Below are 11,687 nucleotides of genomic sequence, written 5' to 3' on the forward strand. Positions count from 1 at the left end.
CCGAGCCCCGCTCCCGTCCGTCCACATTCGCGACCCGGACGGTGCGATTCTCGCCATACGCCGTGACGCGCCCCAGCCCCGCCCAGCGCGGCTCGTACGCCCTCACCTCGATCCCCCGGAAGTCCCGTCGCGCCCGGCACCGCCGGATCGAAGTCCCGTACACCCCGCTCCCCCTCCCGTGCGAGCACCACGAACCGCCGCTCTCCGGCCCCGACTCGCGCCTCCACCGGCGGCCTTGAGCCGGCGACCAGCAGAACCTTGCCTGTGAAGGGCTCCTGGTCCACGGTCGGCCCGTCCTCGACACGGGCCGTCGACAGCGCCCCGCCGGGCGCCCGCGCACATCTCCCGGAGATGGCCGGAAGTCGCCCTACGGGATGGTCCGCGAGTGGGGGCGGGGTGGCCCTCGGTGGTCATGACGTTCCCCTTGTCATGACGCCTCTCCCTGGCACGGCGTACCCGTCGACGCGGTGGTCGAGGCCCAGGCGTTCCCCTGAGCGTGCTGCCCGGAGAGAAGGTGCGGAACAGGCCACGGTGCTGAAGCGGCGCCACCGTCCCGTTGACGAGCCGCTCCAGGTCACGGCGCGGCTCGACGGGGCGGGGTGAAAGCCGTCGACGGCACCGCGCTGATGCCGGTCGGCGATCAGCTCGGCCGGATCGACGGGACCGCCCCGATACAACGGCCCCCGCGCCGTCTGCCGGAGCCCTCCCCCACCATGCCCGGGCTCGGCCGCGTGCTCACCACCCCCGAGAACGACCCGAAGGCTCACAAGAACCCACAGCTCATCGAGGTCCCGCCCGAACCCGACCGCCGCGTCCCGAAGTTCTCACACCGCCCCTCTCTCAAACGCCCGGCCGCCCATCGATCCCCTCTTGCTCTCGAAGCCGCCCCCTCTCTTGAATCCGCGTACCGGCGAGCGACCACGACGGCCGTGACCGGCGGTTTCCGACGGCCGCAGCCACCCTTCATGCACCGCCCGCCCTCGATTCCCCGTACCGCTCGCAGCCCCCTCTGTCTTTCGAAGCCGCCCACCTCTCGGATCCGCCGCAACGGCGAGCAACCACGACGGCGGTGACCGGCGGGTTACCGACCGACCGCAAGTACCTCCGACCGGCCTACGCGGCAGCGCGCCCGTCGAGGTCCCGCAAGAACGTCAGCACCGCACGCGCAGTCGCGTCGTTCTGGCGAAAGGCCGGCCCCCCGGTACGTGGCCGAGTGAACGCCCCCGGCGCACGGCTGTCGGTGTACGGCCCCAGCGCGAAACGCCTGGGATGAGGTCGCCCGGACCGATCCACTACCCGCCCGTCGGCAGGATCCACGGCGAGCAACCCCTCCGCGGTCTCGACCGCACCCCCGTCGGCGTACAGCCCGCGCAGCAACGCGTCCCGGGCCCGCGCAACCGTCGGCTCGGGCAACCGCGCCTCGACAAGCGCCCTCGCCTCCACCGAGGCCCCGGGCACGGTGGCACTCGACGCCCGGAACACCCCGTCCTCCGCGGCCACGACCATCCCCGCCCCGACGAACCTCAGGACCCCCGCCCGCGACAGCGCGAGCATCTGCCGCAGCCGTGGCCCGGGCGGCCCGGAGGCGAGATAGCTGAAGAACCCATGCCACCAGGCACCGATGTCACCGAGCCGAATCAGCTGCCCGTAGACGGACAACAGCCCGAAGAAGACCGCCAAGTCCGCACTGAAATCAGGATCGTGACGTCGACTCAGGTCACCTTCCACATAGCCTCTCAACCCCTCCTGGAACTCCTCGTACGACGCGTACCGCACCCCCTCCAACGGACGATCCAACGCGGCGAGATCGAGCCGGTCCGCCGGATCCGGAACGGCCGACGCCACCAGCACCGCACGCTCCCCCGCGTCCCCCACGGCCGCGTACTTCTCCTCGAAGTCCCCCCAGGCCATGGCAGTCCGCTCGGGATGGGCGGTGAACAGCCGATGGTAGTGCGCGAACCCCAACTCCTTCTCCACCAACGGCCACACATCCCGCCGAAAGTCGAACCCGTCCGCGCGAGCCAGCAGCTCATCGACCTCCGCCGGCCCGAAGAACCGAGGCAGCGGCGGCCGTTCCCCCTCCAGGTCGTACCCGATCTTCGAGTGGTACGGCACACCCCGCCGCGACCCGACATACAGCACGGGCTCCCGCCCGGACGGGCGATACGTCAACTCCCCACCGGAGCCACCGGAGCCGCCCGCGCCCCCCGAGCCCTCCGAGCCCTCCGAGCCGTCCGCATCACCCTCGTACCGCCCACCCCGCCCCTCCGTGAGCAGCACCATGAGGTCGACGAAGGCGAGCCCGAAGCCCCGTACGAGCACAGGTTCGCCGGGCGCGAGCAAGGACAGATCACTGTCGGCGGTGAAGTCCGGCGGCAGATGGACGAGCCCATGGGCGCGCGCGTACTTCGCCAACTCACCCTGCTCGTCGTCGAGTTCGGCGTCCAAGTGACCGAGCGCGAGGACGACGAGGTCCGCGAGCAGCGGCTCCGAACGCTCCTCCAGCCACACCCGCTGACGCCCCTCGCGCGCACCCTCGACCCGCAGCGCACGATACGGATGGTGCCGGACGGTGACCCCCTCGGGCAGCGCCGCCACCGCCCGCGCGTACACCCACCTCAGATACGCGCCCTGTATCCGCCGGTCCGGAAAGACCCGCCCGTCGAGCCCCGCCCACTCATGCAGGGTGGGCCCCTCCCGCACGGGACCGTCCATCCGTACCGTCTCGTCGGTGAACATCGTGACGTCCTCGGCCTGCGAGTTCATCCACAACAACGGCGACTGATCAGCGCGCCAGATACGCCCGGCCCCCGGCGGATACGGATCGACGAGATGAATGTCGAAGCCCGCTCCCACCGCCCCCGAACTCCCGTACGACTCCCCCACGTTGGCGGCGATCCGCTCGATCAGCCCCGTCCCCCGCGGCCCGGCCCCGACGATCACCACCGAGGGCCGCGACACACCTCTGGCACCAGTACCTGCACCGACACCGACACCGACACCCGCGTCGGCCCTGTTCACAGCAGGCTGTGACAGAACACGCGAAACGCTCGAAGCGGCAGAAGCAGAATAAGAAGAAGACGGCATGCGAAGGCTCCGTGGCACATCGAGTCGAACACGGGTGCCTTTCACACGCGGCGCATCCGGAGATGCGTGCGACCGAGCCCCTCAGCAACGGTCCGCACCGAGACTACGGCGGCCTTTCCCTTCACTGTCAAGTCACTGTCAAGGGTGTCCGTACTGTGAGCCGTACGTCTCACGTCGGTTGACTGACCACCGGATGCCTGTTCCACTTGGGCACATGCACTCGCAGCAGCGGCTGGTCACACGCTCCCACATCGACTTCGGTCGAGTGTGGTCCTCGTCCTGTTGAGCTGACCCCCTGCGCGCCCCCATTCCACAGGGGCGCCCTTCGCGTTTCTCTCCCCGCTCTCTTCCCTCTTCGCCTTCACACGCGCCCCCTCGCGCTCTTCTCCCCGTCAGCAGTCGCAGCAGTCGCACGCCTCACAGCAGTCGCAGTCCCGGCAGCAACCCTCCCGCTTCTTCCGGGACCACGGCCCTTCGTACTCCTTCGCACAGCACAACTGGCAGGTGCAGCACAGCAACCAGAACATCCCGCACCCCGCCCAGAACCCTCGCCGCTTCGGCGGCTGCGGCGAGGGCACACCACCGAAACCACCGACCCCACCACCACTACCGCCATGACCGCCGTACGCCCCACCGCCACCACCGGCAAACGGATTCCCACCGCTCCCGGCATACGGGTTCCCGCCGCCGCTCCCGGCGTACGGATTCCCACCACCCGCATACGGGTTCCCGTGCTGAACCGACCCGCCCAGCCTGTCCGGCTGCTGAGCCGACCCGTCCACCCCATGCGCCGCACACACCGGCACCGTCCCGAACGCCCGGTCCACCGAGCGCCGCAGTTCGTGCACGAGGAGCAGATGGGCCAGTTTGCCGTCCACGAAGTGGACCTCGCTCAGGGCGAGCCGGATGCCGTGCAGGGCGTCGTCGGCGAGGCGGCGGGCCTCGGTCAAGGACGTCCCCGTGGCGGTCAGCGGGTTCCAGGCACCGGAGGCGGTGTCGGCGGCCTGGTCCTCCACCGCGTCCAGCAGATGGGCGAGCCGTCCGAAGAGGCGACCGGCCTCGGCGAGCGGTTCGGCGTTGCCGGGGCGGCCGGCCAGGATCGCGGTGTGCGCGAAGGCCGCGGCGGTCGCGGTCTCGGTCGGCTCGGTGACGGTGAGCAGCGGCGTCCCCGGCCCGGCGAGCGCTTCGATGCCGGTCTGCCGGTCCACCGCGTCGACCAGCACGGCCGTGTCGAACCCGATGTCAGAACCCGTACGGGCCCCGGCGCGTCCCCAGCTCGTCGCGACCCGGCGCGCGGCGAGCGCCACCGGCCGCCGTGCGAGCAGTCCGTCCCCGTCGGCCATGTGGTCGCGCACCTTGGCCGAGGCGAGCACCAGCGAGACGGCGGCGGCGAGCCGCGCGCCCTCGCCCTGCGCGACGGACGCGGTGCGCATCCCGCGCAGCGGACAGGGCCCGGCGGTCCGCCGCAAGCCGGTGGTCCGCTCGGCCTGAGCTTCCGTCAGGACCGAGACCAGCAAGCCGTCGTAGTTGGTGACGACCCGGGCGAGCTGCCCGTGGTCCCCGCGCAGCGCGAGACAGAGCCCGCACAAATGCGCCATCCACTGTGTCCGCAGTCCCTCACCGAGCCGATGGCTGCAGGGCCTCACGATTCCGAACACGACACTCCCCCGTGTCATCCGCGTCCAGCGCGGTGCCTTCCGTGGTGTTCATCGAGGTCAATCGCGGGTCCAGCACACGACCGTGGCCCTCGACCGTCGCCGCATCGTAGCCGCCGGAACGTTCACCCGGACGCTCCGATACTCACCCAAACGCCGTGAACAATATTATTTCACTCCCAGTCAGCAAGTGTGTACGGCAGAGCCCTTGGGGCACATGGACTCTCGAGGAATTCGTTCTGCACCAGTACCGTCACGAAACCCCCGTGCGGCGTCTATCCACTTGGCGAGACATCCGCATCATGGACGACGATAGGGATGCGGAAACAGACAAAGACCGCTGTGAGAGGAGGCGTCCATGGGATCGGTGCGCAAGGCGAGTGCCTGGCTTGGCCTCGTCGACGACAACGATGACGAGCGTTACTACGACGACGACTACGCCGATGAGCGGGAGTCCGGCCCCGGCGAAGCCTGGGTCACCGACCCTCGGGTGAAGGTCGCGTCCGAGTCCGCGCAGGAGCAGGGCCGCCGGATCGGCACGGTCACGCCGGACAGCTTCCGCGACGCCCGGCACATCGGCGAGCTCTTCCGGGACGGTGTCCCGGTCATCATGAACCTCACGAACATGGAGTCCGGCGACGCCAAGCGTGTCGTCGACTTCGCCGCCGGTCTGATCTTCGGTCTGCGCGGCTCGATCGAGCGGGTGTCCAACCGGGTGTTCCTGCTGACGCCCGCCGACACGGAGATCGTCAGCGGCGAAGCCGCCGGTCGTCCGACCGACGGCTTCTTCAACCAGAGCTGAGGCAGGGCGGCTCACCCTGCCCGCCTTCCGGTGTCACATGGTCACCGGAAGGCGTCGAGACCGGTGAGCGCCTTGCCCAGCACCAGCTGGTGCATCTCGACGGTGCCCTCGTAGGTGAGCACGGACTCCAGGTTCGTCGCGTGCCGCATCACGGGGTACTCGAGGGAGATCCCGTTCGCGCCGAGGATCGTCCGGGCGGTACGGCAGATCTCGATGGCTTCTCGTACGTTGTTCAGCTTGCCGAAGCTGATCTGCTCGGGCCGCAGCCGTCCCGCGTCCATCCGCCGCCCCAGATGGTGGGCGAGCAGAATCCCCTTGTACAACTCGACCGCCATGTCGGCGAGTTTGGCCTGGGTGAGCTGGAACCCCCCGATCGGCTTCCCGAACTGCTCCCGTGTCTTCGCGTATTCGACGGCGGCCTCGAAGCAGGACCTCGCCGCCCCCATGGAGCCCCAGACGATCCCGTAGCGGGCGTGGGACAGACAGCTCAGCGGCCCCTTCAGCCCGGTGACCTCCGGCAGTACGGCATCGGCGGGCAACCGTACGTCGTCCAGCACGAGCTCACTGGTGACCGAGGCTCGCAGGGACCACTTGTGCTTGATCTCCGGCGCGGAGAACCCGGCGGTGTCCGTCGGCACGACGAACCCCCGGATCCCGTCGTCGGTCCGCGCCCACACCACCGCGACCCCGGCGACCGACCCGTTGGTGATCCACATCTTGCGCCCGTTGAGCACCCAGTCCCCGCCGTCGCGCTTGGCGTACGTCCGCATCGAGGCAGGGTCGGACCCATGATCCGGCTCGGTCAGTCCGAAGCACCCGATGACCTCACCGGAGGCCATCCGCGGCAGCCAAGCCCGCTTCTGCTCCTCACTCCCGAACCGGTGAATGGCGTACATCGCGAGCGAGCCCTGCACGGAGACCAGCGACCGAATCCCCGAGTCCGCCGCCTCCAACTCCAAACAGGCAAGCCCGTACTGCACAGCGCCGGCCCCGGCACACCCGTACCCGCTGAGCGACATCCCCAGCGCCCCGATGTCCCCCAGCTCCCGCGCCAGCTCCCGGATCCCGGGCAACTCCCCCTTCTCGTACCACTCGGCGACATGGGGCAGCACCCGATCCCCCGCCCAGTTCCGCACGGTGTCCCGCACGGCGAGGTCTTCGGGGTCGAGCAGATCGTCGAGCCCCAGCGGATCAGCGGGATCGAAGGGCGGCAGCTTCGCGGGCGCGGCCATGGGGGAACCTCCGGCTCACTAAAACTAGCGACGCTAGTAACGGGTCGACGCCGACGCTATGCGGCAGCGCCCCGCGCGTCCACCAATACACCGTTCGCAGTGCGGGCAATCGTGCCGCCCCCGCGCGCCGTCGCAGACTCAGCGCACCGACTCCGCGCGTACCCCCGGCTGTCCAGCCGTGGCCTCCCGAGGCCCCGGTACATCGGCGGAGCCCCCCGCAGGGACCCCGCACTCCATGACCCGGGGCAACCTCAGCGCCATGACCGCGCCCAGCACCAACAACCCCGCACTCACCAGCAACGTCACATGAAGCCCATGCACGAACGAGTCCCGGGCGGCATGCCGCAGCGCCTCCCCCGACGGCCCACCCAGCCGCCCCGCCACCTCGTAGGCCTCACCGAGCGAGTGCCCTGCGGCGGCGGAGGCCGACGAGGGCACCCCCGGCACCGACGACAGCCCGGGCGTGTACGCGGCGTTCATGACGCTGCCGAGGAGGGCGATACCGATGCCGGCGCCCAGCTGATAGGAGGTCTCACCGATCGCGGCGGCCCCACCGGCCGAGGAGGCGGGCGCCTCGCTGAGCATCGACTCGTACGCACCGAAGAGGGTCGTTTCCAGGCCGAAGCCCAGCAGGATGAACCCGGCCAGCAGGAGCCCCGTGTTGTCGTGGCGCCCCATCCCCGTCAGCAGGAGCACCGCGAACGCGGTGAGGCAGAAGCCGAGGGACACCATGAGGCGCGGCCCGAAGCGGTGGAGCATATGGGAGCCGACGAGCCCGGCGGCCATCGCGGCGATGGTGAGCGGCAGCAGCCGTAGCCCCGTCTCCAGGGGGGACAGTCCAAGAACCAGTTGCAGATACTGCGCCGCGATCAGCTCAAGACCCACCAGCGCGAGCATGGCCAGCACGATGCAGCCGACCGAGGTGCTGAACGCGGGCCGGGCGAACAGCCGCAGGTCCACCAGCGGATGCGCCCGGCGCCGCTGTCGTCGTACGAACAGGGCCAGCAGCCCGCCGCCGGCCAACAGTGACAGCGCGGTGGCCGGGTCGAACGGCGGGTGCCCGCCGCCGAGCCGCTTCACTCCGAGGACGACGGCGAAGAGACCGGCGGCGGCCATCAGGGCGCCCACCACGTCCCAGGGGCCGTCGCGGTCGCCGGTCGACTCCGGCAGGAGCAGTCGGCCGACCGGCAGGCTCACCAGCATCAGCGGGATATTGACGAGGAAGACGGAGCCCCACCAGAAGTGTTCGAGGAGGAACCCGCCGAGGAGTGGGCCGACGGCCGCGCCGACGGCGGCGACGGCGCTCCAGATGCCGATGGCGAGCGCCCGTTCACGCCGGTCGGGGAAGACCTGGCGCAGGATGGACAGCGTCGCGGGCATGATCATCGCGCCGCCGACGCCGAGCAGGGCGCGGGCGGCGATCAGGACATGGGGGTTGTCGGCGAGGGCCGCGAGTCCGGAGGCGACGCCGAAGAGGCCGTAGCCGAGGAGCAGGATCCTTCGACGGCCGACCCGGTCGCCGAGCGTGCCGAAGAGGATCAGCAGCGAGGCGCAGACGAGCGGGTAGCTGTCGACGATCCAGAGCAGTTCCATGCCGCTCGGCTTGAGGTCCTCGGTGACGGCGGGCACCGCCACATGCAGCACGGTGGCGTCGACGGCCACGAGCAGCAGGCTGACGCAGAGGACGACGAGGACGACCCAGCGGTTTGCACCGGCCCCGGCCTGCCGACGGCGTCGCGCAGCGGCCGTGGGCGTCCCGGACATGTACGTACCTCCCAGATGCTCTCGCGTTCGGCGGACCGCGGGGTGGGGACTCCCCGGGCTATGGCCCGGGAGGAGCGGCGTCCCAGGCCCGCGCAACGAAAGGCGAGTGAGCCGTCAGGGTACGCGAGTCCCGGCCGGGGGAACGTGGCGGGAGTCTCATGAAAGCTTCATACGACATGTGGCGTACGCCACGGCAGTGGCCGTCCATGGCTCCTCCATGGGTCCTTCATCACTCGTCCCCGGGTCGCGATGATCACCCGTCCGTGATCCGTCCGTCACGCTCCATCACCGTCTCTCACGGATCACCACGTGTGACGGTCCCGGCCGGTTCCGGGTGGCGCCGATAATCGAGCGCGTGACCGATCTTGATACGCGCCCGGCGCCGCCACTGCTGAGCCGGGCCGCCCCCGCGCTCCTCGGGTACGCCGCCGTGCGCGCCCTCGGACTGGTGGTCCTGGCCGTGTGGAGCGCGGCGCGCGACAAGAGCGCCCTGACGCTGCTGTCGGCCCGCTGGGACTCGCTCTGGTACACGAGGGTGGCGGAACTGGGCTACGGCTACGAGGTGCGGCTGCCGAACGGCGACGTGCACTCGAACCTGGCCTTCTTCCCTCTGCTCCCCTGGCTGGAGCGGGCGGTGTCGGCGGTGACCCCGCTGTCGTACGCGCACGCCGGTCTGGTCGTGAGCACGCTGGCCTCGCTCGCCGCGGCCTGGGGGATCTTCGCGGTGGTCGACCATGTGTACGGCCGCCGGGTGGGGGTGTACGCCGTGCTGCTGTGGGCGGTGCTGCCGGTCGGGGTCGTGCAGTCGATGGCGTACACGGAGTCACTGTTCACCGCGCTGGCCGCCTGGTCGCTGTACACCGTGCTGACCGGCCGCTGGGTGATCGCGGGCGCCCTGGCCGCGCTCGCGGGGCTGACCCGCCCGGTGGGGCTCGCGGTGGTCGCGGCGGTGTGGGCGGGCGCGATCGCCTCCCATCTGCGGGATCGGCGCCCGGATCCGGGGTCGGGGCCGAAGGCGGGTCCCGGGTCGGGGTCGGAGGCGGGTCTCGGGTCGGGGCCGAAGGCGGGTCCCGCGTCCGGGCCGGAGGCGCCCTTCGCTCCCCCGTTCGTACGGAGCCGGGGTGCGACGGCATCGGACGGCTCCCCTGTTCGTGCGCGCGCCATCGGGATGCTTCTCGCGCCCCTGGGTGCCGCCGGTTACGTACTGTGGGTGGGTCACCGTACGGGCAGGGGTCCGCTCGGCTATCTCGATGTCCAGGCGGGCTGGCGCAACGGTTTCGACGGCGGTTACGCCTTCGCCCGTTTCGTCGCCGACAAGTTCACCTCGTTCCCGTCGGCCCTGGCGGGTGTCGGGCTGATCATCGGGGTGGCGTCGGTCGTCCGGCTGTACGTCGTCTGTGTGAGACAGGGGCAGCCGCTGCCGCTGTTGGTGTACTCGGGGATCGTCACCGCGCTGGCCCTGTGCGCGTCGAGCTACTTCGGCTCGAAACCACGCCTGCTGATGCCCGCCTTCCCCCTGCTGCTGCCCCTGGCCGTGGCCCTGGCCCGGACGCGTACGCGCAGGTCAGCGGCGATTCTCGGCGGTGTGGCGGCGCTGTCGGCGGTCTATGGCGCGTTCTGGCTCAATGGCTCCGGTCCCCCATGATCGACGGGTGACGCTCGGCGAGCGGTTGCGTAATTCGGCGCAATCAATCGGTGAACGAATTCAAAAGCGCAGTAAAACGGGTGGTCTGCATTGAGCCATGGAATTGAAGGCGAGATGGCGCGGCGATTCCCCATTCGACAGAGATAATCATCATTCTGAGAGCAATCCCACATCACGGCGTCATCACAAAGCCGGTGATTCACACCGCGTACGCACTCACTCGCTGTAACGTCGATTGAGTGCGTACCGAACGAAAGCCGACCCGTCTTCTGGACCGGGTCTTCTCCAGGCTGGACCGTGAGCCGGAACGACCGGCCCACATCGATGTACCGGTGATGACCCGGCACAGGGTGGTGCTCTTCGCCTCGACCCTGGCCTTCTACATCGCCATCGTGTGGGCCGTGGTGATCACGTCGTGGCTCGTGCGGCTCGACTGGCAGATCATGTTCTTCCGGCCGTACCAGCAGTGGTCGGAGATCCACGCGTTCCTCGACTACTACGTCGTCCTGGGCCAGCGCGGCCCCACCGCGGTGATGGTCGCCGCCTGGCTGGGCTGGCGCTCCTGGAGACAACACACCCTGCGCCCGCTGCTCGCGCTCGGCGTCTCCCTGCTGCTGCTGAACATCACGGTCGGCGCCGCCAAGATCGGCATGGGGCGGCTCGGCCCGCACTACGCGACCGAGATCGGCTCCAACGAGATGTGGCTGGGCGGCGACATATTTCCCTCGGGACACACCGCGAACGCCGTGGTGACCTGGGGCATCCTGGCCTATCTGGCGTCGACCCCGCGAGCCAGACGCTGGCTGTCCGCGCTGTCCGCCGTGACCTCGCTCGGCGTCGGTCTCACCACGGTCTACCTCGGTACGCACTGGCTGAGCGACGTCCTGCTCGGCTGGGCCGCCGGGCTGCTGATCCTGCTGGCGCTGCCCTGGTTCGAGCCGGTGATCACCCGCGCCGAGACCTGGCTCTTCTTGCTGCGGGACAGCTGGCGCGACCGCCGTACGGCACCCGTCCCGGCGCCCGCCGCCGTGGCCACGGCCCCGCTGCGGGGTGCCGCCGGGGAGCCCGCGGGCGCCCCCGACACGACCATCGCCGCCCGCTCGACGCTCCCGTCCGTCCAGCCGCTCCATCTGGCCCCCGGGCCGCATCTGACGAGGTCGGAGCGGACCCCGGTCACCCCGATCGGGTCCCGCAGGCCGCCCCATCCCGACCGGGTGGCGCGCGGCGCGTCCTCGGCCCGGACGGCCGCCGGGGGCTGACACGAGACAGCGGGTCCGGTACGCACGACCATGTCCCGTACGGCCGCACGGGTTGGCGTGCTTGATGATCGCGACGCAGGGCTCGGTGTGGTCGTACGCGGCACGGCGGGCGGCGTCCGTGTCCGTGTAGTTGTTGTACGACATCTCCTTGCCGTGCAGCTGTTCGGCCTCGGCGAGGCCGACGCCGCCCGTGGGCGCGGGGTCGATGTAGAGCGCGGCGGGCTGGTGCGGGTTCTCGCCGTA

The 11,687-nt window shown here is 70.3% G+C and carries 8 protein-coding genes and 2 pseudogenes; 4 read left to right on the top strand and 6 right to left on the bottom strand.

The window, feature by feature from the left end; translation table 11 throughout:
* Positions 1-239 (top strand): hypothetical protein (locus STRIP9103_RS49755; RefSeq protein WP_009298618.1); only part of this gene is annotated, 239 nt, incomplete at its 5' end.
* A gap of 171 nt (positions 240-410) precedes the next feature.
* On the opposite strand, the pseudogene STRIP9103_RS51210 reads toward STRIP9103_RS49755, so the two are convergent.
* From STRIP9103_RS51210 to STRIP9103_RS04300, 3 genes and pseudogenes are all read right to left on the bottom strand, one after another.
* Positions 411-824: pseudogene (locus tag STRIP9103_RS51210) on the bottom strand (LLM class flavin-dependent oxidoreductase); the annotation flags it as partial.
* Between the two features lie 289 nt (positions 825-1,113).
* Positions 1,114-2,943 carry an FAD/NAD(P)-binding protein gene (locus STRIP9103_RS04295; protein ID WP_048819669.1) on the bottom strand — a complete coding sequence of 610 codons (1,830 nt, stop codon included), beginning with the start codon at positions 2,941-2,943 and terminating at the stop codon, positions 1,114-1,116.
* A gap of 536 nt (positions 2,944-3,479) precedes the next feature.
* A complete protein-coding gene (locus STRIP9103_RS04300; protein WP_009298616.1) occupies positions 3,480-4,745 on the bottom strand; it encodes a DUF5685 family protein in 1,266 nt (421 codons plus the stop codon).
* 355 nt (positions 4,746-5,100) lie between these two features.
* On the opposite strand from STRIP9103_RS04300, the gene STRIP9103_RS04305 reads away from it, so the two are divergent.
* Complete coding sequence (locus tag STRIP9103_RS04305; protein WP_009298633.1) at positions 5,101-5,544, top strand: cell division protein SepF; 444 nt, start codon at positions 5,101-5,103, stop codon at positions 5,542-5,544.
* A 41-nt stretch (positions 5,545-5,585) separates the two neighbouring features.
* Here the strand turns inward: STRIP9103_RS04305 and STRIP9103_RS04310 are convergent, their stop codons facing one another.
* On the bottom strand, positions 5,586-6,776 hold the full coding sequence (locus STRIP9103_RS04310; RefSeq protein ID WP_009298622.1) for an acyl-CoA dehydrogenase family protein: 1,191 nt from the start codon (positions 6,774-6,776) through the stop codon (positions 5,586-5,588).
* Between the two features lie 138 nt (positions 6,777-6,914).
* Complete coding sequence (locus tag STRIP9103_RS04315) at positions 6,915-8,540, bottom strand: MFS transporter (RefSeq protein ID WP_009298631.1); 1,626 nt, start codon at positions 8,538-8,540, stop codon at positions 6,915-6,917.
* Between the two features lie 355 nt (positions 8,541-8,895).
* Here STRIP9103_RS04315 and STRIP9103_RS04320 point away from each other — a divergent pair, with 355 nt between their 5' ends.
* Together STRIP9103_RS04320 and STRIP9103_RS04325 are read left to right on the top strand one after the other, a co-directional pair.
* Positions 8,896-10,185, top strand: a complete 1,290-nt coding sequence (locus tag STRIP9103_RS04320; protein ID WP_009298632.1) for a glycosyltransferase family 39 protein — start codon at positions 8,896-8,898, stop codon at positions 10,183-10,185.
* 239 nt (positions 10,186-10,424) lie between these two features.
* On the top strand, positions 10,425-11,444 hold the full coding sequence (locus STRIP9103_RS04325) for a phosphatase PAP2 family protein (RefSeq protein WP_009298627.1): 1,020 nt from the start codon (positions 10,425-10,427) through the stop codon (positions 11,442-11,444).
* A gap of 42 nt (positions 11,445-11,486) precedes the next feature.
* Here STRIP9103_RS04325 and purH read toward each other — a convergent pair.
* A pseudogene (gene purH / locus STRIP9103_RS45935) lies at positions 11,487-11,687 on the bottom strand (bifunctional phosphoribosylaminoimidazolecarboxamide formyltransferase/IMP cyclohydrolase); the annotation flags it as partial.

It is taken from the genome of Streptomyces ipomoeae 91-03 (genome assembly GCF_000317595.1).
GTDB classification, from domain to species: domain Bacteria; phylum Actinomycetota; class Actinomycetes; order Streptomycetales; family Streptomycetaceae; genus Streptomyces; species Streptomyces ipomoeae.